16 protein-coding genes and 1 pseudogene are annotated in these 23497 nt (G+C 67.0%); 5 read left to right on the top strand and 12 right to left on the bottom strand.

Annotated features, from left to right (window positions below; all coding sequences use genetic code 11):
• The first annotated feature begins 11 nt into the window (after positions 1 to 11).
• The 4 genes from A5658_RS03085 to A5658_RS03070 all read left to right on the top strand — a co-directional run bounded on the left by A5658_RS03085 (position 12) and on the right by A5658_RS03070 (position 4662).
• Entirely contained in the window at positions 12 to 3146 is a 3135-nt protein-coding gene (locus A5658_RS03085; protein WP_197503026.1) for an arabinosyltransferase domain-containing protein, read from the top strand.
• A 155-nt stretch (positions 3147 to 3301) separates the two neighbouring features.
• Entirely contained in the window at positions 3302 to 3529 is a 228-nt protein-coding gene (locus A5658_RS03080) for a CsbD family protein (protein ID WP_067331032.1), read from the top strand.
• Positions 3530 to 3856: 327 nt separating this feature from the next.
• Positions 3857 to 4345 carry a hypothetical protein gene (locus A5658_RS03075; RefSeq protein WP_067331030.1) on the top strand — a complete coding sequence of 163 codons (489 nt, stop codon included), beginning with the start codon at positions 3857 to 3859 and terminating at the stop codon, positions 4343 to 4345.
• 110 nt (positions 4346 to 4455) lie between these two features.
• Positions 4456 to 4662 carry a hypothetical protein gene (locus A5658_RS03070; RefSeq protein WP_067331028.1) on the top strand — a complete coding sequence of 69 codons (207 nt, stop codon included), beginning with the start codon at positions 4456 to 4458 and terminating at the stop codon, positions 4660 to 4662.
• A gap of 9 nt (positions 4663 to 4671) precedes the next feature.
• Here A5658_RS03070 and A5658_RS03065 read toward each other — a convergent pair whose 3' ends face one another.
• Positions 4672 to 4989 carry a J domain-containing protein gene (locus tag A5658_RS03065; RefSeq protein WP_067331026.1) on the bottom strand — a complete coding sequence of 106 codons (318 nt, stop codon included), beginning with the start codon at positions 4987 to 4989 and terminating at the stop codon, positions 4672 to 4674.
• A gap of 382 nt (positions 4990 to 5371) precedes the next feature.
• Positions 5372 to 5794, bottom strand: a complete 423-nt coding sequence (locus tag A5658_RS03060; protein WP_067331024.1) for an Hsp20/alpha crystallin family protein — start codon at positions 5792 to 5794, stop codon at positions 5372 to 5374.
• 398 nt (positions 5795 to 6192) lie between these two features.
• Here A5658_RS03060 and A5658_RS03055 point away from each other — a divergent pair, with 398 nt between their 5' ends.
• Entirely contained in the window at positions 6193 to 6549 is a 357-nt protein-coding gene (locus A5658_RS03055; protein ID WP_067331022.1) for a heat shock protein transcriptional repressor HspR, read from the top strand.
• Positions 6550 to 6782: 233 nt separating this feature from the next.
• Here the strand turns inward: A5658_RS03055 and A5658_RS03050 are convergent, their stop codons facing one another.
• The 10 genes and pseudogenes from A5658_RS03050 to A5658_RS03005 form a co-directional block, all read right to left on the bottom strand.
• Positions 6783 to 8336, bottom strand: a complete 1554-nt coding sequence (locus A5658_RS03050) for an acyl-CoA carboxylase subunit beta (RefSeq protein WP_067331020.1) — start codon at positions 8334 to 8336, stop codon at positions 6783 to 6785.
• A complete protein-coding gene (gene pks13 / locus A5658_RS03045; RefSeq protein ID WP_067331018.1) occupies positions 8337 to 13637 on the bottom strand; it encodes a polyketide synthase Pks13 in 5301 nt (1766 codons plus the stop codon). It abuts the gene before it with no gap.
• A gap of 8 nt (positions 13638 to 13645) precedes the next feature.
• Positions 13646 to 15538: a long-chain-fatty-acid--AMP ligase FadD32 gene (gene fadD32 / locus A5658_RS03040; protein ID WP_067331016.1), complete on the bottom strand. Its 1893-nt coding sequence runs from the start codon at positions 15536 to 15538 to the stop codon at positions 13646 to 13648.
• A 310-nt stretch (positions 15539 to 15848) separates the two neighbouring features.
• Complete coding sequence (locus A5658_RS03035) at positions 15849 to 16868, bottom strand: cutinase family protein (RefSeq protein WP_067331014.1); 1020 nt, start codon at positions 16866 to 16868, stop codon at positions 15849 to 15851.
• A gap of 102 nt (positions 16869 to 16970) precedes the next feature.
• The gene (locus A5658_RS03030) at positions 16971 to 17870 is read right to left on the bottom strand and encodes an alpha/beta hydrolase-fold protein (protein ID WP_067331011.1); all 900 of its coding nucleotides are present in this window, start codon (positions 17868 to 17870) and stop codon (positions 16971 to 16973) included.
• Between the two features lie 156 nt (positions 17871 to 18026).
• Complete coding sequence (locus A5658_RS03025) at positions 18027 to 19079, bottom strand: esterase family protein (RefSeq protein ID WP_067331009.1); 1053 nt, start codon at positions 19077 to 19079, stop codon at positions 18027 to 18029.
• Between the two features lie 419 nt (positions 19080 to 19498).
• Positions 19499 to 21508 (bottom strand): flagellar motor control protein ZomB, encoded by a 2010-nt coding sequence (gene zomB / locus A5658_RS03020; protein ID WP_067331006.1) that lies wholly within the window; start codon positions 21506 to 21508, stop codon positions 19499 to 19501.
• Positions 21486 to 22421, bottom strand: coding sequence for a decaprenyl-phosphate phosphoribosyltransferase (locus tag A5658_RS03015; RefSeq protein ID WP_067331003.1), 936 nt, complete (start codon positions 22419 to 22421; stop codon positions 21486 to 21488). Before A5658_RS03015 ends, zomB begins: the two co-directional genes overlap by 23 nt.
• Complete coding sequence (locus A5658_RS03010; RefSeq protein ID WP_067331000.1) at positions 22418 to 22972, bottom strand: phosphatase PAP2 family protein; 555 nt, start codon at positions 22970 to 22972, stop codon at positions 22418 to 22420. The genes A5658_RS03015 and A5658_RS03010 overlap by 4 nt, the downstream gene beginning before the upstream one ends.
• Positions 22953 to 23497, bottom strand: a pseudogene (locus A5658_RS03005) (glycosyltransferase family 2 protein); the annotation flags it as partial. The pseudogene A5658_RS03005 and the gene A5658_RS03010, both read right to left, overlap by 20 nt.

The following is a 23497-nucleotide window of genomic DNA, read 5'->3' as shown; positions in this document are numbered from 1 at the left end:
CCATCGCGGGGATGATCGGGTTCCTGCTGTCGGTGGCCACCCCGCTGCTGCCGGTCGTGCAGACCACGGCCGACCTGAACTGGCCGCAGAACGGCCAACTGAAAAGCGTGACTGCGCCGCTGATTTCGCTGACACCGGTCGACTTCCATGCCACCGCGCCCTGTGAGATCGTGCGCGATCTGCCTGCGGACGGTGGGGTGGTGCTGGGCACCGCCCCACGAAAAGGCAAGGACGCCAACCTCCAAGCTCTGTTCATCGTCGTCAACAAGCAGCGGGTCGACGTCACCGACCGCAATGTGGTGATCCTGTCGGTGCCGCGTGACCAGGTGTCGTCGCCGGCGTGTCAGCGCATCGATGTCACCTCGACGCTGGCCGGGACCTACGCCACCTTCGTCGGGCTCAAGGACTCCGGCGGCAAGGAGTTGCGCAGCGGTTACCCCGACCCCAACCTGCGCCCTCAGATCGTCGGGGTGTTCACCGATCTGATCGGGCCCGCGCCGCCCGGGCTGAAGATGTCGGCGACCATCGACACCCGGTTCTCCACCACCCCAACCACATTGAAGCTCGTCGCGATGGTCGGCGCGATGCTGGCGACGATTGTCGCGCTGATCGCGCTGTGGCGCCTCGACCAGTTGGACGGCCACCGGATGCGCCGGTGGATCCCGGCCAACTGGCGGACTTTCACGCTCGTCGACGCGACGGTGATCTTCGGGTTCCTGCTCTGGTGGGTGATCGGGGCGAACTCCTCGGACGACGGCTACATCCTGGGCATGGCGCGCGTCGCCGACCGGGCCGGCTACATGTCCAACTACTTCCGCTGGTTCGGCAGCCCCGAAGACCCGTTCGGCTGGTATTACAACCTGCTGGCGCTGATGACCCACGTCAGCGACTCGAGCCTGTGGATTCGCCTTCCCGACTTGGTGGCCGGGGTCGTGTGCTGGTTCCTGCTGTCCAAAGAGGTGCTGCCCCGACTCGGGCCAGCGGTGATCAGGAGCAAGGCGGCCAACTGGGCGGCCGGCATGGTGTTGCTGACGGCGTGGATGCCGTTCGACAACGGCCTGCGGCCCGAGCCGATCATCGCCGTCGGTTCGCTGATCACCTACGTGTTGATCGAGCGGTCGATGCGCTACAGCCGGATGACGCCCGCCGCGCTGGCGGTGGTGACCGCGGCGTTCACGCTCGGGGTGCAGCCGACCGGGCTGATCGCGGTGGCCGCGTTGGTGGCCGGTGGTCGTCCGATCCTGCGGATCCTGGTGCGCCGCCATCGGGTGGTCGGTACCTGGCCGTTGGTGGCGCCGATGCTGGCCGCCGGCACGGTGATCCTGACCGTGGTGTTCGCCGACCAGACACTGGCGACGGTGTTGGAAGCCACCAGGATTCGCACCGCGATCGGGCCGAGCCAGGCCTGGTACACCGAGAACCTGCGCTACTACTACCTGTTCTTGCCGACTGTCGACGGTTCGCTGTCGCGCCGGTTCGGTTTCCTGATCACCGCGCTGTGCCTCTTCACCGCGGTGTTCATCATGTTGCGGCGCAAGCGAATTCCGGGCGTTGCCCGCGGCCCGGCGTGGCGGCTGATGGGCGTCATCTTCGGCACCATGTTCTTCCTGATGTTCACCCCGACCAAATGGGTGCACCACTTTGGGCTGTTCGCCGCGGTCGGTGCGGCGATGGTGGCGTTGACGACCACGTTGGTGTCGCCGGCGGTGCTGCGCTGGTCGCGTAACCGGATGGCGTTCCTGGCCGCGGTGATTTTCGTGCTGGCGCTGTGCTTCGCCACCACGAACGGCTGGTGGTACGTGTCCAGCTACGGAGTGCCATTCAACGCGGCGATGCCGAAGATTGCCGGAATCAGCGTCAGCACAATGTTTTTCGCGCTATTCGTGGTGGTCGCGCTGTACGCCGCCTGGCTGCACTTCGCGCCGCGTGACCGCGGGGAGGGTGGACTCGCGCGAGCGCTCACCGCGGCGCCCATCCCGCTGGCCGCCGGCTTCATGGCGGTCGTGTTCGTCTCCTCGATGACGATCGGCATCGTCCGGCAGTACCCGACGTTCTCCAACGGGTTGTCCAACATCCGCGCCTTCGCCGGAGGCTGTGGCCTGGCGGACGACGTTCTCGTCGAACCCGACACCAACGCCGGCTTCATGCCGGCGCGGCCGGGCGACTACGGCGATCTCGGTCCCTTGGGCGGGACCAACCCGGTCGGTTTCACCCCGAACGGCGTCCCGGACCACACCGTGGCCGAAGCGATTGTGATGCACCCGAACCAGCCCGGCACCGACTACGACTGGGACGCGCCGGTCAAGCTGAAGGCGGCGGGGATCAACGGATCGACGGTGCCGCTGCCGTATGGCCTTGACCCGCAACGGGTTCCGGTCCTGGGCAGCTACACCACCGACGCGCAGCAGCAGAGCAAGCTGGCCTCGGCGTGGTATCAGCTGCCGCCCTCCGACGACGGCCATCCGCTGGTGGTCGTCACCGCCGCGGGCAAGATCGCCGGCAACAGCGTGCTGCACCATCACACCGACGGGCAGACCGTGGTGCTGGAGTACGGCAAGCCCGGTCCGAACGGCGACGTGGTACCGGCCGGCCGACTGGTGCCCGACGATCTCTACGGCGAGCAGCCCAAGGCGTGGCGCAACCTGCGCTACCCCCGATCAGAGCTTCCCGCCGACGCCGTCGCGGTCAGGGTGATCGCCGAAGATCTGTCGCTGACTCCGGAAGACTGGATCGCGATCACGCCGCCGCGGGTGCCCGAACTGCGCACGGTGCAGGAGTACGTCGGCTCGACGCAGCCGGTGCTGCTGGACTGGGCGGTCGGCTTGGCGTTCCCGTGCCAGCAACCGATGCTGCATTCCAACGGCGTCACCGACATTCCCAAGTTCCGCATCACGCCGGACTACACGGCGAAGAAGATGGACACCGACACCTGGGAAGACGGTGTCAACGGTGGCCTGCTCGGCATCACTGACCTGCTGCTGCGTGCGCACGTGATGGCCACCTACCTGTCCCACGACTGGGCTCGCGACTGGGGCTCGCTGCGTAAGTTCGACACGCTGGTCGACGCGCCGCCGGCCCAGTTGGACCTCGGGACGGCAACGCATTTCGGCTGGTGGTCGCCGGGCAAGATTCGGATCAAGCCGTAGCCGTGGCCGCGACCGGCCGGTTATGTACGCATTTCGGCCGCAGTCGGCAGCCGTAACCAGCCACTCGTCCGTGGTCCGAGTCACAACACGTTGGTAAGTCCGCGCGCCCGGGTATGGGTTTGGACAGCCCGTCCCCAAGCAGAGAGGAGCTACCCATGAGCAGCGGACCCCAGGCAGCCATCAAGGGCATCGTCGAAGACGTCAAAGGCAAGGCCAAGGAGATCATCGGGATCGTGATCAACCACGAGGACCTCCGCAAGGAAGGCCGAGCCCAGCAGGACAAGGCCAACGCCCAGCGCGACGTGGGCAAGAAAGAAGCCGAGGCAGAAGCCGCGCGCGCCGCGGAAAAGGCCGCCGAGGCCCGCGAGAAGTCTTCGCGCTAGACGCCTGATGCGGTTGGGCGGCAGGGACTTTCGTCCTTGCCGCCCAGCTTCGTCTAGGGCATGTGATTCAGACTCGCCGATCGCGGGTAGGCCTTCCCGACGCACATAAGGAGGCGATCATGCGCGCTGAAGAAGGCGACGAATCGATCGAGGAATTCGCCGACGAGGCGTCAAAGGCAAAGAAGGAACTCCGGGAGGCGACCGAGACCGGCGAGAAGGTGCAAAAGGACCAAGAGTGAGGTCTGGGTCACATCGACGCACCTCATGTAACCGATATCTCGTCAATCGGCATGGTGTGACGCCTGTGCCGACCGCGATACTCGACACATGTCTTTTAGCCTCTCCGCCGTCGCGCGCTGCGCGGTGCCGGTCGTTATTGCACTGGCCGGCTCGGCTGTCCCCGCGAACGCCGAGGGTGGAACTGTGGTGCCGATGCGCAGCATTCTGCGTGCCTGCGACTTCAGCCCGATCCCCGATCACGCGTCGGCGGACCGCGCCACGGCGTCGGCCGTCATCCACTCGAACGGTAGCTCGGTGACCGCGGACATCCACTTCGCCGAGACCGGCGCGCCGAATGCGCACTACGACGTCGCTCTCATCCAGGCGCCGCGGGCATCGAGCGCGCCCTGCGACGGACCCGGGCCCGGTGTCGCGGTGGGTTCGCTGAACACCGACGGCGTGGGAATCGCGAACACCACCGTCAGCGACAGCTTGCGCTCCGGCACGACAGGCGTCTGGGTGTTCATCCGGCAGCCGAGCCCCTCCGCGCAGAGCCCGGCCGAGTTCTACACGTCCGATTTCCCCGCCAAAGTCTGACTGGCAGCAGGCCGTTGATCTATGTCGGTAGACATAGATTTGCGATGCCACCGCCGGTATACTTCAGCAAGTAGCAGTCCGACGTTGTTGCGAACGGAGGTGTCCCGGCCATGAAGCATGTCGAAGGCAGCGGCTTAGCAGACGAAGCACCCGAAGCAGACGCGATGGAACAGCGCATTGCGGTGGACACCGAAGAAGACACTGGCTTGGACACCAACTACGTTGAGGCGCTATCGGATCGGGACGCCGACCCGGCAGATGTGATCGATCAAGCGATTGTGGTACCTCTTCCCGAGGGCGATTATCGGCCCGCCTGAGGGCCCGAGTTAGCGGTGCCAGCGGACGGGACCGGCCCAGAGCTCGGGCTGTTCGCCCGCGGATTTGAGGTGTTTCACCGATATCCGGGTGGGGCCGGCGTCGTCGCGAGCCGGATGAGCGCGGTCGTAAGCTGCCCGCCGGGTCGCGTCGCGTAGCAACGCATAGGCGGCCACAATTTGGCGCAGCCGCTCGTCGGCTGGGGCATCAGGTTCCGATGAATGTAGGTCCGGGTGGTGGTCGCGGAGTTGACGCCGGTAGGCATGCGTGATTTCGGCCTGCGTCGCCTTCGGGGTCAGGCCGAGCACGGTGTAAGGGTCAGGCGTCATCAGACACGTCTTTCCGCGATCAGGGTACGGGCGAAAAGTGTTGCGTTCAAGGCGAATGGCGGGCCCCCGCCGCCCAGGAAAGAGCAAAACAGTGGGCAGCGGGAGCCCGGACTTTCAGTGGCAAGCGTGCAGCACCCATGCCAATTGGTGTGCCACGTCCGGTGGCCTGTGCGCCCGCAGGGTCTTGCCCGCGTGAGGCGCACGCACAGTGATCACATTGTGGGCGGCACACATGTCACTGTTCGTTGATAGGTAACCGCTGAGTTATCACCTCCATCCGGGCAACCCTTAACCATGACCTATCCGATGCGGAGGAGAACGCTGGGTAGGCCATACTCGCTGCGGTCGCCGCCGTGCGGCGAAGCCGGTGGCCAATGTCCAGTTAGGCGTTGATCGCGGTCTTGTGCCCGTTGTGGCTGATCTCGATGCGCCGCGGCTTGGCCTTCTCAGCAACCGGGATCGTCAACCGCAAAACACCGTCGTGGTAGCTGGCCTCGATCTTGTCGGGGTCGAGGTTTTCGCCCAGGAACAGCTGGCGGCTGAACACCCCGCGGGGACGTTCGGCGGAGACCATCTCGCGGTTCTGGTCGAGCTCTGGGCGCTCGGCACGTACTGTCAGCGCGTTGCGCTCGACGTTGAGATCGAGCGAATCTTCGTTCACCCCAGGCAGATCGAACTCGACGATGAAATGGTCGCCATCGCGCCACGCGTCCATGGGCATGACCGCCGGCCGTGCTGCCGTGCCGAACACCCGTTGGGTCCACCGGTCGAGGTCGCTGAACGGATCTGTACGCATCAATACCATGTTTCACCTCCTGATTCAGGCAGACTATCTATGTCCGCACGCATAGTTTTTTGATACCACTGCGCGGATTCCTCCGCAAGTACCGTCGCGAGGTTTTTCCGGCACTCTGGCAGCTTTGTGTGCGAACGGAGTGGTAGATATCGGTAGGCGGGCAGACGGCGGTGCGCCCAAATCGCGGCGAGGATCCAAACAGTATGTGCGCCGGGAAGTGTCGATAGCCCAAAGGCGGCTGACAAGTGGCGCCGGTCGTCCCCGCGGCTGGCCTGCGGCCGTCGACACCCAGGCGGCGCCTCTTTCCCTGCGGTTGATAATTTGTGCCTGCCGGTATAGATTTTCCCTGCCGGGTGGGTTGACTTTTTTCTTGTGCCGGAACACCGGCAGCCGAAACGGAGGCACGGTTGGCTGATGGAGCGGCGTCGCGCTCGTCGCGCGGTGTGTATGGGATTTCGGTCGCGGCCGAGCTATCGAGACTCGGCCCCCAGACGCTGCGACTCTACGAGCGGTTGGGCTTGCTGACCCCGGCCCGCACGCCCGGCGGCACCCGCCGCTACAGCGACGACGACCTACAGCGGCTTCAGCAGATCACCGAGTTGGTCGACCAGGGCATCAACTTGGCGGGCATCGCCCGCATCTTGGACCTGGAGCATCGGAATTCCGCGCTGGAGTCCCACAACGCCCAGCTGCGGTCCGACAATGCCGAATTGAAGGCCACCCAACGGGCCAAGCCCCGGACTAAGCCGCGGCGCGCTCGCTAGGCCCCGCGAGGCCTTATGCAACTGCGGCCACGTCCATCGCAGCTCGCTGGCCGGCTGCAACTGCGGCACCGGAAAGTTCAACTTCGCTCCGTTGATCGGGAGCACGGCAATGTCGATGGGCCCGACCCGGCGCGCGATAAGCCACCAGTACCCGTGAAACATCGTGTCGCCGCCGTGAAAGATTCTCTGCCCACGCCGAAGCGTGTGGGCTACTCCGTCTGCTCGTTGGAGGTCTAAATCGGCGTCAGACCGTGCTTACGCTGCGTCCGCCAGTGAATCTGCTTGTCCCGCAACAGGTGTAGCGACTTGCGCAGCAGCAGCCTGGTCTCGTGAGGCTGGATCACGCCGTCGATGTAGCCACGCTCGGCCGCGATCCACGGGATCGCCATGTTGAGGTTGTAGCCCTCGATGAAGTCCTTCTTGATCTGCTGGACTTCGGGCGCGTTCGGGTCGGGGAATCGCTTGACCAGCAGCTGGGCGGCGCCGTCGGCCCCGATCACCGCGATGCGCGCGGTGGGCCACGCGAAGTTCAGGTCGGCGGAGAGCTGCTTGGAACCCATCACGGCGTAGCCGCCGCCGTAGGCCTTGCGGACGATGATGGTCACCTTGGGCACGTCGGCTTCCACGATCGCGTTGAAGAACCGGCCACCACGCTTGATGATCCCGTTCTTCTCCTCGGCCACACCGGGCATGGCGCCGGGGGTGTCCACCACGAAAACCAGTGGCAGGTTGTAGGAGTCGCAGAAGCGGATGAAGCTGGATGCCTTGTCCGAGGCCTCGCTGTCGACCGCGCCGGACATCACCATCGGCTGGTTGGCGATCACGCCGACCGACCGGCCGTCGACGCGGGCGAACGCGGTGATGATGGCCGGCCCACGCTGCTCGGCGATCTCGAAGACGTCGCCGTCGTCGAAAATACGAAGCAGGATCTCGTGCATGTCGTAGGCGGTGTTGTCCGCGTCCGGCACGATGGTGTCGAGCTCGAGGTCGGTCGGGGTGATCTCCGGCTCCAGGCCCGGGTTGACGATCGGCCCGTCGCCAAAAGTGTTGTCCGGCAAGAACGACAGGTAGTCGCGCACGTACTGGAACGCCGCGGCCTCGTCTTCGACGACCTTGTGGATGTTGCCGCGCTGTGCCTGCACGTCGGCGCCGCCCAACTCGTCGAAGGTCACGTCCTCGCCGGTGACGTCCTTGATCACGTCGGGGCCGGTGATGAACATGTAGCCCTGGTCGCGCACCGCCACCAGCAGGTCGGTCTGGATCGGCGAATAGACCGCTCCCCCAGCACATTTGCCCAAGATGATGGAGATCTCAGGCACCAGGCCGCGGAGCATCTCGTGCCGGCGGCCCAGCTCGGCGTACCACGCCAGCGAGGTGACCGCGTCCTGGATTCGGGCGCCCGCGGAGTCGTTGATGCCGATGATCGGGCAGCCGACCATGGCCACCCAGTCCATCAGCTTGGCCACCTTGCGGCCGAACATCTCGCCGACCGAGCCCTGGAACACCGTCTGGTCGTGGCTGAACACCGCCACCGGCCGCCCGTTTATCCGGCCATGCCCGGTGACCACGCCGTCGCCGTAGAGCGCGTTCGGGTCGCCTGGCGTGCGGGCCAGCGCCCCGATCTCTAAGAAGCTGCCCTTGTCGAGCAGCGCGTGGATGCGGGCGCGGGCACTCGGGATGCCCTTCTTGTCGCGCCGCGCGATCGCCTTCGGATCACCAGGCTCCTTCGCCAGCTCCAGCTTTTCCCGTAGTTCGGTCAGCAGCTCGGCGGTGGTCTTGGTGGTCACTTAGGCTTCTTTCTGCTCGGCGTGAATCTTGTTGAGCACCTGGGTCATATGCGCACCAACCTTCGCGATGATCGGTTCGTCGATGGCCTGGATGTGCTCGCCCCCGATCGGCACGATCTCCAGGTCGGTCACGTATTCACCCCAGCCGCCGTCCGGTTTGCGGGTGGCGTACGCGGGCTCGAACACGATCGCGTCATCGTGGTAGCGGTCGGCCATGTACAGCGCGACGTACCCGTCGTAGGGCTGGATCTCGATGGTGTCCAGTGCCCGGTTGTCGAGGTACGACGTGCGCTGGTGCTCGATGATCCCGCCGGGGATCTGCACACCGCTCTGCGCGACCACGTCCAGGACGAACCTGACCTGACCCTCGTCGTCGAGCTTCTCGAGTTCCTCGTACGGAATCTCCGGAACCTCGACGTTGAAGGTGCGTTCGGCGAAACGTGCGTAGCGGTCCCAGCGCGCGCGCATCCCCGCTTGGCTCTGGTCGATCGGCTCACCGGGCAGCACCAGGTCGATCAGCCCGACGAACCGGACGTCGGCGCCGGCGCGTTTGAGACCGATCGCGCACGCGTAGGCCAGCGCCCCGCCCAGCGACCAGCCGGCCAGCAGGAACGGTCCGTCGTGCAGTTCCAGCAGTTTGGGCACGTATTCGGCGGCGCGCTCCTCGATCGAGCCCTCCACCCGTTCGATGCCGTATACCGGGACGTCGGCCGGTAGCCGCTTCATCAGCGGCTCGTAGACCACGGTGGATCCGCCGGCCGGGTGGAACACGAACAGCGGCGCCTTCGTGGAGCCCTCCTGTGGGGCCCGCAGGGTGCGGACGAAACCGTCCACCACACCTTCCTCGAGGTGGTCGCGAACGACGCTCGCCAGGCCCTCGATGGTTGTCGCGGACTTCACGTCGTCGACGGTGATCGTGCCTTCGGCGCGCTCGGAGAGCCGCTCGGCCAGCTTGGTGGCGGCCGTGTCGTCGAGCTTGGGCAGCGGATTGAAGATGCCGCCCGGCGACTTGCCGGTGACGATCGCCCAGGTCGCGAACGTGACCCGCTCGGCGGCGTCGCGCGGCGGAACGTCGGCGCCCAGCGCTTCGGTCACCGCCTCCTGGGTGAGGACCTTGGCGGCCGCCGCGGCGGCCGTCGCCGTGCTGACGCCGCCGTCGGTCGCTGCCGTGGGTCCCGCCGGGTTGGTCGGGGGCGGCGGAATCGACGGCTCGGCCTGCGTTTCCGGCTCGGCCTGCTCAGCCGGGGCCTGCGGGTCGGGTGCCGGCGCGGTGATCGACGACGGAGTAGCACCAGACAGCAGCGCGGCCTGCTCGGCGGCGATCTCCTCGGGAGTCTGCGTCTTCTGGTGCTCGTGCAGAGCCTGCACCTCGTCGCGGTGTTCGACCGCGTATTCGATCAGCTTCTCGATGTTGTACAGGTTGGCGTCGCGGACCGCCTGCAGCTGGATCGGCGGCATGTCGAAGTCGTACTCGACGCGGTTCTTGATCCGCACGGCCATCATCGAGTCGAGGCCGAGCTCGACCAGCGGGACCTCCCAAGGGAGGTCCTCCGGCTCATAACCCATCGCCATCGAGACGATCGCGGCCAGCCGATCATGCACGGTCTCACCGGAATCCGGCGACCAGCGGGCCAGCGCCCCCACCTGACGGGCGGTCAGGCTGTCCGTCACGATCTCGGCCTCGGGCTCGTCGGCGGCCGGCTCGGCAACCGGCGCCGCCGTCACGGTCCCCGCGATCGCCGCACCCGCACCGACGGCCGTCGGCAACACCGAGGCCTGCCCGGCCCGCGACACCAGCGCGTCGTAGACCAGCGTGAAGGACTCCTCGATCCGCGCGTGCACCTGCACCGAAGCTCCACCGGGGTGCCGGGTCAGCGTCGTCACCAGCCGGGCGTTCTCGGCGGCGACCGCGCGCTGCTCGGAGGCCGTCAGCACCGCATCCGGAAGCACCTGTATCGCAGCGGCTTTCACCAGGGCGGCCAGGTCGGTCTCGCCGCGCGGCGCGTACTCCCACACGTGCCGGCCGTCGGGCATCGCTACATGCGTGCCGGGCATCAGCACCGAGCCGTCGCCGGAGAAGTGGGCGTCCAGCCAGTGTTCCTTGCGCTTGAAGCGGGTCGGCGGGACGTTTGCGTAGTCCTCGGGGCCCTGGGCGCGCGTGAACAGCGTGCGGATATCGAGGTCGTGGCCGTGCACGAACAGCTGCGCCATCGCCGAGATCATCGACTCGACGTCGTCCTGCTTGCGGGCCAGCGTCGGAATCAGCTGTGCGTCAGGCAGTCCCGCAGCCGCGGTGGTCAGGCCGATCTGCATCAGCGCGACCGGGTTGGGTGCGAGCTCCAGGAACGTGGTGTAGCCGTTGTCGACGGCGTTGCGAACGCCGTGGGTGAAGTACACCGAGTGCCGCATGCCCTTGAGCCAGTAGGCCACGTCGTGGATCGGCTCACCACCGGGCCGGACGTAGCTGCCCTCGTGCACCGTCGAGAAGATCCCGACCTGCGGGCTGTGCGGCGAAATGCCTTGCAGCTCAGCGGAGAACTCGCCCAGCAGCGGGTCCATCTGCGAAGTGTGGCCCGCGCCCTTGGTCTGGAGTTTGCGGGCAAAGCGGCCCTCGGCCTCGGCGCGGGCGACGATCTCGTCGATCTGGTCCGGCGGGCCGCCGATCACTGTCTGGCTCGGGGCGGCGTACACGCACACCTCCAGGCCGGGGAAGTCGGCGAACACCGTCTTGAGTTCGTCGGCGGAGTATTCGACGAGCGCCATGAACCGGATGTACTCGCCGAACAACATCGCCTCGCCCTCACCCATCAGGTGCGAGCGCGAGCAGATCACCCGGGTGGCGTCGGCCAGCGAAAGCCCGCCGGCGAAGTATGCCGATGCCGGCTCACCGAGCGACTGGCCAATCACCGCAGCGGGTTTCGCGCCGTGATGCTTGAGCAGCTCGCCCAACGCGATCTGGATCGCGAAGATGACGACGTTGCTGGTTTCGATGCCGTAATCGACCGAGTCGTCGAGGATCAGCTCGAGGATCGAGTAGCCGCGCTCGTCCTGGATCAGCGAGTCGACCTTCTCGATCCACTCGGCGAAGATCTCGTTGCGCAGGTAGAGGTTCTTGCCCATCTTGCGGTGCTGCGCACCGAATCCGGCCATCGCCCACACCGGGCCATTGGTGGCCGGGCCGTCGGTGCTGAACACGTAGGGCTTCTGTTTGCCGTCGGCGATCGCCCGCAGGCCCTTGACGGCTTCCTCGTGGTCGTGGGCCAGCACCACCGCGCGTGATCGGCCGTGGTTGCGGCGCGACAGCGACCGGCCGACCGACTCCAGCGACGACGCCTGCCCCTCAGGGGATTCCATCCAGTCGGCCAGCTCGGCCGCGGCGGCCCGCTTGCGTGAGGTCAGGAACGCCGAAACCGCGAGCGGCACCACCGGGGTCGGAACCTCTTCGCCGGCAAGCTCTTCCAGCGCGATCTCTTTGAGCCGCAGGGCTTCGTCGGTGATGCAGGGCAGCTCGTACTCGTCGCCGGCGGACGCTGCGCCGTCCTCGCTGGGATCGACGAACTCGCCGTACTCGTTGAACCGCAGACCGCCGACCAATTCGACGTGCTCGTCGGGAGCCGTTGCCTCAGGCACCTTTTCGGGCTCGGGCTCGGGTTCACGCTCGACGACGTCACGGGGCAGCACCTCACGTAACACCACGTGTGCGTTGGCGCCACCGAATCCGAAGCTGGAGACGCCCGCCACGGCGTAGCCGCCGTACCGCGGCCAGTCGCTAACGGTGTCGAGGACTTTCAGGTGGGAAGCGTCGAAGTCGATGTAGGGGTTGGGTCCGGCGTAGTTGATCGACGGCGGCAGCTTGTCGTGGTGCAGCGCCAGCACCATCTTCGACAGGCTGGCCGCACCGGCCGCCGACTCCATGTGTCCCACATTGGTTTTGATCGCACCGAGCAGCAACGGCTTGTCGGCAGGCCGGCCGCGACCGACCACTCGGCCCAGCGCCTGGGCCTCGATCGGGTCACCCAGCACGGTGCCGGTGCCGTGCGCCTCGACGTAGTCGACGGTGCGCGGGTTGATGCCGGCGTCCTTGTAGGCCCGGCGCAGCACGTCGGCCTGTGCGTCGGGGTTGGGGGCGATCAGGCCGTTGGACCGGCCGTCGTGATTGACCGCGCTGCCGGCGATCACCGCGAATATCTGGTCGCCGTCGCGGCGCGCATCGTCAACCCGCTTGAGCACCAGCATCGCCCCGCCCTCGGAACGGGTGTAGCCGTCGGCGTCCGACGAGAACGACTTGATCCGGCCGTCCGGTGAGAGCACCTGGCCGATCTCGTCGAACCCGAGCGTCACCGCGGGGGTGATCAGCGCGTTGACACCGCCGGCCATCGCCACGTCGCACTCACCGTTGCGCAGCGCCTGCACCGCCTGGTGGGTGGCGACCAACGAGCTCGAGCAGGCGGTGTCCACCGCGACCGACGGGCCGTGGAAGTCGAAGAAATACGAAACCCGGTTGGCCACAATCGAACTCGCGACACCGGTGATCGCGTACGGGTGGGCGACGGTCGGGTCGGACATCGCCAGGTAGCTGTAGTCCATCACCGAGGTGCCGACGAACACGCCGACCGACTCGCCGCGCAGGCTGGACGCCGGGATGCGGGCATGCTCGAGCGCCTCCCAGGTCAGCTCCAGCGTCATCCGCTGCTGCGGGTCGACGTTGTCCGCTTCGGTCTTGGACAGTGCGAAGAACTCGGAGTCGAAGCCCTTGATGTCGGAGAGATAGCCGCCGCGGGTGCGGGCCTTGGAGATCATCTCGGCCAGCCGCGGCTCGTCCATGAACTCCGACCAGCGGCCCTCGGGCAGGTCGGTGATCGCGTCGCGGCCCTCCAGCAGCGCCGCCCAGGTCTCGTCCGGGGTGTTCATGTCGCCCGGGAGTCGGGTGGCCAGGCCCACCACCGCGATGTCGACGCGCTCGACGGGTCCCGTTCGGGTCCAGTCGATTTCGTCGGCGTCGGCGGCGTCGAGCTCGGGGTCGCCCTCGACGATCCAGGTGGCCAGCGACTCGATCGTCGGGTGCTCGAACGCGGCCGCGATCGACACGGTGACGCCGGTGGCGTCCTCGATGTCGGCGGCCATCGCCACCGCGTCACGCGAGGACAGACCCAGCTCCACCATCGGGGTGGCCTCGTCGACCGCGTCGGGTGACTGTCCGGTGGCGGTGGCGACCCAGTTGCGCAGCCACTGCCGCACTTCGGCGATGGACATGTCGGTGCGTGCCGGGGCAGCCTCGGTTTGGGTGTCTGCGTCAGTCATGTTCGCGCTCAGTCGGTTTGGTCGGGGTAGGCGTTCGGGCCGGTGGTGCCACTGCGCAGGCTGCCGTCGATGTAGGCGGCGCGGCAGGCGCGGCGGCCGATCTTGCCGCTCGAGGTCCGCGGCACCGAACCGGACTGCACCAGCAGCACGTCGCGCACGGTCACACCGTGCCGGACGGCAATGGCCGCGCGGATGTCGTCGGCGATCGGCTGGTAGTCCAGCTTGTGCGCACCCGGGGCGCGCTCGGCGACGATCACGAGCTGCTCGGAGGTGTCGTCTTTGTCGAATTTCAGTCCGGCGTGCGGGTTTTCGAAGACCGAGGCCGGCAGCTGGTTGGTCGGCACCGAGAAGGCCGCGACGAAACCGGTCCGCAGCGCCCGGCTGGCCTCCTGCGCGGAGTATTCCAGGTCCTGCGGGTAGTGGTTACGTCCGTCGATGATCACCAGGTCCTTGACCCGGCCGGTGATGTAGAGGTTGCCCTTGTAATAGGTGCCGTAGTCGCCGGTCTGGACCCAGGTGCCGTCGTCCGCGGCGCCCTCGGCGTGCGACTCGGCGATCCGCGACTTCAGGATGTTGCCGAACACCTCGGTCGACTCGGCCTCGCGCCGCCAATAGCCCTGGCCCATGTTGGGGCCGTGCAACCAGATCTCACCGATCTGACCGTCGGGCAACTCGGTGGCCGTCTCGGCGTCCACGATCACCGCCCACTCGGAGACACCGACCTTGCCGGCCGACACCTGAGTGACCGCATTCGGAGCGTCGGGCTCGACCTCGACGAAGCGGTGGTTGTTCAGGGCATCGCGGTCGACGTGGACGACCGTCGGGCCCTCCGTCATCGGGGTGATCGACACGAACAGCGTCGCCTCGGCCAGGCCATAGCACGGCTTCATCACATTCTCGTCGAGCCCGTACGGCTTGAGCGCGTTGGTGAACTTCCGCATCGACGCGACCGAGATCGGTTCGCTGCCGTTGAGCAGGGCCTTGACATTGGACAGATCCAGTGGCGGCTCGTCGTCGCGGGGCAGACCGCGCAGGGCGGCGTGCTCGAAGGCGAAGTTCGGGGCCAGCGAATAGGTCGGGCCGTCGTCGCCGGCCACCCCGGCCAGCGCGCGCAGCCAGCGACTCGGCCGGCGCACGAACGCGGCCGGCGTCATGAACGTGTTGTGTTGCCCCAGCATGGGGCCCAGCATGATCGTGATCAAGCCCATGTCGTGGAAGAACGGCAACCAGGTGACGCCGCGGTCGCCGTCCTGCCCCTCGAGTGCTTCCAGCACCTGGACGCAGTTGGTGGCCAAGTTCGCCTGGGTGACCTCCACGCCGGTCGGGGTGCGGGTCGAACCCGAGGTGTACTGAAGGTAGGCGATGGCGTTGGCGTCGACCTGGTCCGGGTCCCAGGTGGACTCAACCTCCTTGGGCACCGCGTCGACGGCGATCACGCGCGGGCGCTCCTTGGCCGGACGGCTGCGGAAGAACTTGCGGACTCCTTCGGCGGAGTCGCTGGTGGTCAGGATCGCGGTGGGCTCGCAGTCGTCGAGCACGGCGTGCAGGCGGCCGACGTGGCCGGGTTCCGACGGGTCGAACAGCGGTACGCCGATGCGGCCGGCGTACAGGATGCCGAAGAAGCCCACGACGTAGTCCAGGTTCTGCGGGCAGAGGATCGCGATCCGGTCACCGGGCTTGGTGACCTGCTGCAGGCGGGCGCCGACGGCGCGGTTGCGGGCGGCGAACTCCGACCAGGCGATGTCGCGGGTGACGCCGTCGCGCTCGGTCGAGTAATCCAGGAAACGGTAGGCGAGCTTTTCGCCACGAACCTTCGCCCATTTCTCGACGTGACGAACCAGGTTGGTGTTCTCGGGGAACGAGATCCTGCCGTTCACGACGAACGGGTTGTGGTACGCCATTCCGTTTTCTCTCCTTCATCACCCGGCGCGGGCCAGGTCTGCATGAGCCTCGCCGACGGGGGTTCATCGGACTCAGGTCTGCCTACGGAACCACCACACCTCGCGTGCGTAGCGTTGTCGCGAACGGCGGGCCTCACCGAGGCTACCGAAGCGCGCCAAGAGTTCCGCATCGCCTGGAATATGCGATGAGCCGACCATAGCTGCTCTTAAATTCCTCTTAATGTTAGTGGGCGGCGCGCCGCCAACCAAATCTGAAGGTACCGCTTAGCACAACTGTGACCTGTGACGCCGGGCCGACCGCTGAGTTCGATTACCCGTGTTTGGGGTGGGGCGCGTTTTCGATCGTGGTGTGCGCCCAATTGAGCGTCCACTCGGTCGAAGGCTGTCCGTCCAGACTCCAGAACTGGGTGGTGGCGTACAGCGCGTGCACCGGCGCACCCGCCCCACCCGCCAGGATGTCCAGCGTCCTGGGCAGGTTCGCCAGGCTGAACGCCTCCGGCGGCGCCGCGCAGATCAGGTCGCCGGGTCCGCAGATCTCGTTGGTCTTGCCGTTGAGCGCACCGAAGCCGCCCGGGCGTGGGCCCGTCATCGTCAAACCGAGGGTGGACAGCACCGGCACCTCGTGCAGGATGATCTCGGCCCCTTCGCCCGGAGGGTTCGGTCCGATCTCCTGACCGACGCCTTGCTGACGGCGTCCGTCGGCGATCAGCGTCACACCGAGCACCAGGTCGTCGTCGACCGGACCGCGCCCGTTGCCGACGTCGCTGGCGATGTCACCGGCGATCACCGCGCCCTGTGAGAAGCCCACCAGCACGTAGCTGGTCAGCGGGCATTTGACGTTCATGTCGGTCATCGCCTTGACTGCCGCGCGGGTGCCCTCGGCCCGGCTGTCGTTGTACGAGATCTGCGGGTCGCCGCTCAGCGGGTTATGAAACTGCGCGGTGTAGGGCACGGTGTAGGTCTCGACCCGGCTGGAGTTGAACTGTTCGCGGATCGGCCGAGTGACGTTGAGCAGCAACGCCTTCGGAAACTGGACCGGATTGAGCGGGTCGTCCTGCAGCGACGACTCCCAGGTGCCGGGGATCGCGAGCAGCTGCACGTCGGGGCAGCTCGAGTCCTGCGAGGCCGGCCGCGGCTTGTGCGGGTGAGACGGCACGCCACTGCTGGTCGGCGGCAAGATGCTGGGCGGCACCGCGCTCGGCACGCCTTGGCGCTGCCGCAGCACGCCGACCACCGCCAGGATCACCAGGCCCACCACCAATGCCACCGCTGCGGCGGCGGTCAACGCCAGGATTCGACGACGGCGTTTCCGCCGTGAGTTCACAGCCATGATCTCCTGCTAGCAGAGTCGGTCGGGTGCACAGCCGACAGACTCAGTGCCGTCGAGCTTTATTCACGGTACCGGGTTGCGGCACCGTGACCGGGTGACGAGTTAGCGGATCGCGCCGACGATGTCGCCGGACATCGCGCCGAGCTGGCCGCTCCACGAGCCCCAGTCGTTGCTGCCGCCGCCGGGGAAGTCGAAGTGCCCGTTGTGCCCACCGGCGTTGCGGTACTGCTGGTAAAAGAACCGGGCGCCCGCCATCGCCTCGCCGGCCTGACCGATCATGGCCGCGGCGTCGCCGCCCATGTTCGTCGGGCTCCAGACCCAGACCCGTGAGTTGTTCTGCGCGAGCATGGCGACGTGGACGTTGGGGTCGTGCCACTTCCAACGGCCCAGCTGTGGGGCGCCCCACATGCCGTTGCCGTCGACACCGCCGAACTGCTGCAGGCCGGCCAGGATCGCGCCGTTGCTGGTGGTGTTCGACGGGTAGAGGAAGCCCGACAGCGAACCGGCGAAGCCGAACCGCTCGGGGTGGAAGCAGGCCAGCGCCATCGCGCCGTAGCCACCCTGCGAGGCACCGGCGACGCCGTGCCCGCCGGGGGCGAGACCCTTGTTGGCGGCCAGCCAGTCCGGCAGCTCCTGTGACAGGAAGGTGTCCCACTGCTTGCTGCCGTCCTGCTCCCAGTTGGTGTACATGCTGAAGGCGCCACCGGCCGGCGCGGCCACCGAGATGCCCTTGCCGGCGAGGGTGTTGAACGCGTTGCCCGCGGTCGCCCAGTTGCTGACGTCGGGAGCGGCGTTGAAGGCGTCCAGCAGGTACACGGCGTGCGGACCGCCCGCCATGAACTGCACCGGGATGTCGCGGCCCATCGCCGCGGAGGGAACCATCAGCGTCTCGTAACCCGCGGCGCGGGCCGGGCTCAACTCCGTCATGAGGAAGCCACCGGCCGTCAACACGGCGGCGCCCACCAGACACAGGAGCTGTAGCAGAATCGACAGACTTCTCATCCCTGACCTCGCTTGTCGCTCGCCCGCCAATTGAGGGGCTGCAAAGCGGCCCCCGTTCCGCAAGGTAGCTAATCACACCCCGTTGTGGCGGACGCCAGAAACGGCGAACGGCGACGACCCCGCAAGGTCGTCGCCGTCAGCCGTGCTGTTGTCAGCTCAGGTGTGCTGGCCTGCCGCGGCGGCCGCCGGAGCACCGCCCGGGGCGGGGCCGGCACCCGGAGTCGCACCGAGGTGTGCCTGCATGTCGGGAATCATCGCGTGCAGCTGCGAGCCCCAGTACGGCCAGTCGTGCGTGCCGTTGGCGTCGAAGTTGAACACCGCGTTGTTGCCGCCGGCCGCCTTGTACGCGTCCTGCCACTTGATGTTGCTGGTGCGCACGAAGCCCTCGAGGAACTTGGCCGGCAGGTTGTCACCGCCGAGCTCGGACGGCTTGCCGTTACCGCAGTACATCCACACGCGGGTGTTGTTGGCGACTGTCTTGCTGACGTTCAGCAGCGGGTCGTTACGCGCCCAGGCCGGGTCTTCCTTCGGGCCCCACATGTCGGCGGGCTTGTAACCACCGGCGTCACCCATGGCAAGGCCGATCAGCGACGGTCCCATCCCCTGCGAAGGGTCCATCAGGCCGGAGAATGCGCCGACCTCGACGAACTGCGCGGGGTGGTAGTTGGCCAGGTTGAGCGCCGAGGCACCGGCCATCGACAGACCGACGGCCGCGCCGCCGTTCTGCTTCACGCCCTTGGTGGCGAGGAAGGCGGGGAGCTCGCTGGTGAGGAACGTTTCCCACTTGTAGGTCTGGCAGCCTGCCTTGCCGCAAGCCGGCTTGTACCAGTCGGTGTACCAGCTGGACTGGCCACCCACCGGCATGACCGCGGAGAGGCCTGACTGCAGGAACCACTCGAAGGCGGGGGTGTTGATGTCCCAGCCGTTGAAGTCGTCCTGCGCGCGGAGACCGTCAAGCAGGTAGACGGCGGGCGAGTTAGCGCCACCGCTCTGGAACTGGACCTTGATGTCGCGGCCCATGGCTGCCGACGGCACCTGCAGGTACTCGACGGGCAGACCCGGCCGGGAGAACGCGCCAGCGTCGGCGGTCTGGCCCGCAACGCCGATCAGGCCCGGCAGCAGCGCCGCTGCAGCCGCCCCTAGCGCGAGCCGGCGCGATGACGCTCTCAGCGTCATTTTCGCGCTGCGAAACCTGTCAACAAGCCTCATTCTTGCTTCCTCATTCATTGTCGGGCCCAACGATGTGGGTCGGACTGCATGCCCTTTTGCTCAGCCTTTCAGCGAGCCGCTCCTTGGCCCGCATCGTTGCCGAACGTGCCGGCCTGGATGTCCGGCTTTCAACGAGTCATTCGGACCCGCATCAATGCCGGACGGCGCAGCTGTGCTTCCGTAGTCAACCACATCTCGCGGTCTGGACTCTCATCGGCGTTGGCCCCAAACGGGGCCTCGCGCTGCGGCCGGACCCACTCAACTCGGCTGCGGATCACCACGCTGTGAATGTGCCGTCGAGCGGTTGTTCGCCGGTAAGACTACATATTTGGTATTGCTGGACGCCAATCGAGGCGACCGGTCGCACGCGCACCGAAACGCTGCCAAAAATTCTTCTGCCGATAACTCTCGACGCTCGGCTATGGCCCGGTGGCGGGCAGTCCGGTGTACTCAGGGGCGCCGGTCTCCGGTATGGCCAGTCCGCACCTGATCAGTTCGTACCGCGGAACCCGGTCGATGCGGTAGCGGGTGAACTGCACGGAGTGCAGCAGGTTGGACAGGAACCTGTGCACTCCCATGGGAGCCCGCACCGAGTTCAGCACCTGCTGCGTGCCCTCGCATTTCAGCGCCGCCTCGGCCTGCTGAACGAATTTCTGGTCGAGGTAGCCCGGCACACCCGGATACCACTTCACCCACGGTCCGTCGGCGATCACCCAGTCGGGGAACAGATTCTTATCGTGACCGATGCGCCCGTGCTGAAGCCGCGCAGTGTGGGCCGCCAGCGGGTTGGCCAGACCGATCTGGTCGATCACCCGGACATCGAGCCCGACGTTCATGCCGACCATGCCGAGGTTGGTGAAAAAGACTGTGTGCGGGCCATTGACGGGCACGTGAGGCGCGGCGCCGTCCTTCGACGGGATCGGTGGGACTAAGTCCCACTGGTCGTAGTTGCCGGACGGCAGCAGCAGCGCCCCTTCCGGAGTGTTGTTGAGCGCCACCAGGATTGCGCGCATCCGGGGATAGTCGAGGTAGTCGGCGGCGGTCAGCGGATGCGCGTGGCCGGTTGCCTGGGCGTAGAACCGGCGCTCGTCGACGATGCCGGTGTAGGTGACGCGGGTGGCGTCGTCGCCCAGGCCGGGCGAATTGGCGGCCCACAGCGCCCATCCCGCGACCGACATCCACAGCGCACTGACGCTGCCGGCCAGCCAGTAGCCGGCCTCGCGGGTGAGCCGCGTGCCGTCGGGGAACACCACCGGCACCACCGCGACCGGTGTGAGTAGGCACAGTAGCGGGGCGAGCAGCACCCGGCCGTGCATGAAGTCGCCACCCTGCCGGATCCAATAAAGCGCCTGCAGCAGCCCGCTGACCACGATGAACATCACGACGGCGGCGGGGCTCTGCACGGTACGGGCCAGCGGGCCTGCACCCGAAGGCGTTGTGGCCGTTGCCTTTTGACTCTTGTGGCGGCGCGCCGAGGCCCACAGCAGCAGGCCGAGCGCGGCCAGCAGCAGCATCGGCACCCACAACGCGTAGGGGCCGTTGAAGTTCGACAGGTAGATCAGGCCCTGCGACCACTTGTCACCGGCGGCGTCTTTGGCCAGCGCGGTGCCGGGAAACAGCAAGCCGTAGTAGCCCATCCGGAAGATCTGATAGCCCACCGGCAGCAGCCCGCCGGCCACCACGATCTCCAGCCGCCGGCGTCCGGCCGGCTCGGCGATCAGCATCATGATCAGCGCCCCGCCGCCGATCAGCGCCAACTCGGGGCGCACCAGGACACTGCAGCCGGCCACGAAAGCCAGCGCGGCGCTGAACGCCCGCCCCGGAGAGGGCAGCCCGCCAGGGCGGCGACGAGCCTGCGACCAGCAGACCATCATCCACCAGAGCAGCCCGAGATAGGCCATCACCAAACCGCTTTCGAGGCCGGAGGTGGCGAAGTCGCGCGCCGGCGGCACCGCGATGTAGGCCAGCGCACCGGCCGGCAGCATGATCGCGCGCCGGCCGACCAGACTGGGCGCGAACAGCCGCCCGGTGCCCAGCATCAGCATCGCCAGCCCCGCCAGGCTCAGGCCCAGCGCCAGCGCCAGCGCCACGTATTCCAACTGCAGCGGCCGGATCAGCGCGCTGACCGCGTACACCAGATACGTCCACACCACCGAGGTGTTGGCCTCGACCCGCTCGCCCTGATTGAAGACCGGACCGTTGCCGGCCAACAGGTTTCGGACGGTCCGCAACACGATCAGGCCGTCGTCGGCGATCCAACGACGCTGCCAGGCGCCCCAGCCGAACAGCACCGTGACCACGGCGACGCTGATCCACAGGCTGGCCCGGACCGTGATGTCGTATGGGAATGACGCTCTGCCAACCGGCTTGAGCACCGGCCAGCGCGAACGTGTCTCCGTAACGACGTCAGCCGAGGGCGACTGCGACACCTATGGTCCCGATCCACGCCAGGAACAACACCTGCAGCACCCGGTCGCGCAGCGCGATCTCCTCGGGTTCGCCGGCCACACCGCCGTCGACATCCACCGCGTACCGCAGGATCGCGATCGTGAACGGGATCATCGACACCACGAACCAGCCGGCCTTGCCGTGATCGCGCTCGAACGCCCACAGTCCATAGCAGACGACGACGGCGGTGGCCGACAACGTCCACACAAAGCGGAGGTAGGTACTGGTGTAGTTCTCCAGCGACCTACGGATCTTGGCGCCCGTGCGCTCCGCCAACTGCAACTCGGCATAGCGCTTGCCGGCCGCCTGGAACAGCGAACCGAATGCGACCACCAGCAGAAACCACTGCGACAGATGGGTACTGGTGGCGGCACCACCGGCGATCGCACGGATGAGATAGGCCGACGAGACGATGCTGAGGTCGATGACGGCCTGGTGCTTGAGGCCGAAGCAATAGCCCAACTGCATCCCGATATAGACGGCCATCACCAGCGCCAGGTTGGGGGTGAGCAACCACGCGATACCCAGCGACATCGCTGCCAGCACGGACGCCAGCGTGTAGGCCAACCACTCCGGCACGACGCCGGCGGCGATCGGACGGAATTGCTTGGTCGGATGCTGACGGTCGGCTTCGACGTCACGGACGTCGTTGATCAGATAGATCGACGAGGCCCCCAAGCTGAACACCACGAACGCGATCGCGATCTGAATGACCACGTCGCGGTAGTTGTAGTGGGCGTAGGTGCCCCAGGCCGCCAGCGGAGCGGCCGCGACCAGCACGTTCTTCACCCACTGCCGCGGGCGGATCGCCTTGATCACGCCGACGACCAGGTTGGCCGGCGGTCCGGCCACCTTCTTGTCGGCCTTCTCGGCGGCGTCCACCTGTTCGCTCATCTCACACTCCACCTATCGTCTGCCCAGCCAGCGGCAACCCATTCCGTGGCAGCGGCCACGGCGAACCCGACCGCCACACCGGTGGCTACGTCGCTGGGATAGTGCACGCCGAGCAGCACCCGGGAGAGCGCCATCGGCGGGACCAGCATGACAGGCAGCGGTAAACCGGTGGTCCGGGCCAGCAACACGGCCGCAGCAGTGGTTGAGGTGGCGTGCGCCGACGGGAAGCTCAGCCTGCTCGGGGTGCCGACGTTGACGGCGACCGCGGGATGGTGCGGCCGCGGACGGCGGACGATTCGTTTGATCACCACCGCGGCGGCGTGCGCGGCGAACGCGCCGGCGCCGGCCACCAGCCAGCTCCGGCGTTTCGCGGGCTGCAGGCCCGCGCCGATCGCAGATATCGCCAGCCAGCCGAGGCTGTGCTCACCGAAGTAGGACAAGGCCCGGGCGATCGCCAGCGCGCCGGGGCGGTCGGCCAACGCCGACTGCACCGCGACCAGCACGGCCACCTCGCCGCTCGGCGTCGCCGATTCAGCCGCGATGTCGGCCATTGCCAGCCGCGTTGTTGGCCGAGAACAGCACCGTCTCCCACTTCTCTTTGCTGGACAGCACCGGCAGCGCGGCGCGGTAGACACGACGCATCTCGTCGAAGCGGCGCAGCAGCTGACGCTGGCGTCGCAGCGACTGCCACAGCAGCGCGAACATCTTCTCCCGGTCACGCTGGCGGTAGACCGCGCCACGGCCGTCGGCCGTCGTGACGGTGGCGCCATCCAGCGTCGACAGTCGGAACCAGCGGGCATCCTGGGTCGGAACGTTGAGCTGTGGGCGCTGATGATGCTGCGGCTCAGTCTTTTTCAGCTGATGCAGGGTTCCGCGAATCAACCGGTAGCCGATCGACAGCGGGTGCACCGGCGGCTTCATCTCGTAGTTGCGCTGCGAGGGTTCAGGCAACTGGTCCGACGACGGCAGGACTACCGCGTCCGGGTACTCCTTGCGCATCCGGTGCACCTCGGGCAGGCCGGATTCCAGGATCGAGAAGATGTGCTCGGGGCCGGCCAGGAAGTCGTCGATCGCCT

The organism is Mycobacterium sp. 1245111.1 (assembly GCF_001673405.1).
Classification (GTDB): domain Bacteria; phylum Actinomycetota; class Actinomycetes; order Mycobacteriales; family Mycobacteriaceae; genus Mycobacterium.
Note: the sequence above shows the minus strand (reverse complement) of the source record. Positions and strands in the feature narration are given on the sequence as shown.

Excerpts from the sequence above, each read along its gene's own strand:
- A5658_RS03015 (WP_067331003.1), bottom strand. The coding sequence starts at position 22,421 with ATGAGCGAACAGGTGGACGCCGCCGAGAAGGCCGACAAGAAGGTGGCC.
- A5658_RS03080 (WP_067331032.1), top strand. The coding sequence starts at position 3,302 with ATGAGCAGCGGACCCCAGGCAGCCATCAAGGGCATCGTCGAAGACGTC.
- pks13 (WP_067331018.1), bottom strand. The coding sequence starts at position 13,637 with ATGACTGACGCAGACACCCAAACCGAGGCTGCCCCGGCACGCACCGAC.
- A5658_RS03035 (WP_067331014.1), bottom strand. The coding sequence starts at position 16,868 with ATGGCTGTGAACTCACGGCGGAAACGCCGTCGTCGAATCCTGGCGTTG.
- A5658_RS03010 (WP_067331000.1), bottom strand. The coding sequence starts at position 22,972 with ATGGCCGACATCGCGGCTGAATCGGCGACGCCGAGCGGCGAGGTGGCC.
- A5658_RS03060 (WP_067331024.1), bottom strand. The coding sequence starts at position 5,794 with ATGGTATTGATGCGTACAGATCCGTTCAGCGACCTCGACCGGTGGACC.
- A5658_RS03075 (WP_067331030.1), top strand. The coding sequence starts at position 3,857 with ATGTCTTTTAGCCTCTCCGCCGTCGCGCGCTGCGCGGTGCCGGTCGTT.
- A5658_RS03065 (WP_067331026.1), bottom strand. The coding sequence starts at position 4,989 with ATGACGCCTGACCCTTACACCGTGCTCGGCCTGACCCCGAAGGCGACG.
- fadD32 (WP_067331016.1), bottom strand. The coding sequence starts at position 15,538 with ATGGCGTACCACAACCCGTTCGTCGTGAACGGCAGGATCTCGTTCCCC.
- A5658_RS03085 (WP_197503026.1), top strand. The coding sequence starts at position 12 with ATGATCGGGTTCCTGCTGTCGGTGGCCACCCCGCTGCTGCCGGTCGTG.
- A5658_RS03025 (WP_067331009.1), bottom strand. The coding sequence starts at position 19,079 with ATGAGGCTTGTTGACAGGTTTCGCAGCGCGAAAATGACGCTGAGAGCG.
- A5658_RS03070 (WP_067331028.1), top strand. The coding sequence starts at position 4,456 with ATGAAGCATGTCGAAGGCAGCGGCTTAGCAGACGAAGCACCCGAAGCA.
- A5658_RS03030 (WP_067331011.1), bottom strand. The coding sequence starts at position 17,870 with ATGAGAAGTCTGTCGATTCTGCTACAGCTCCTGTGTCTGGTGGGCGCC.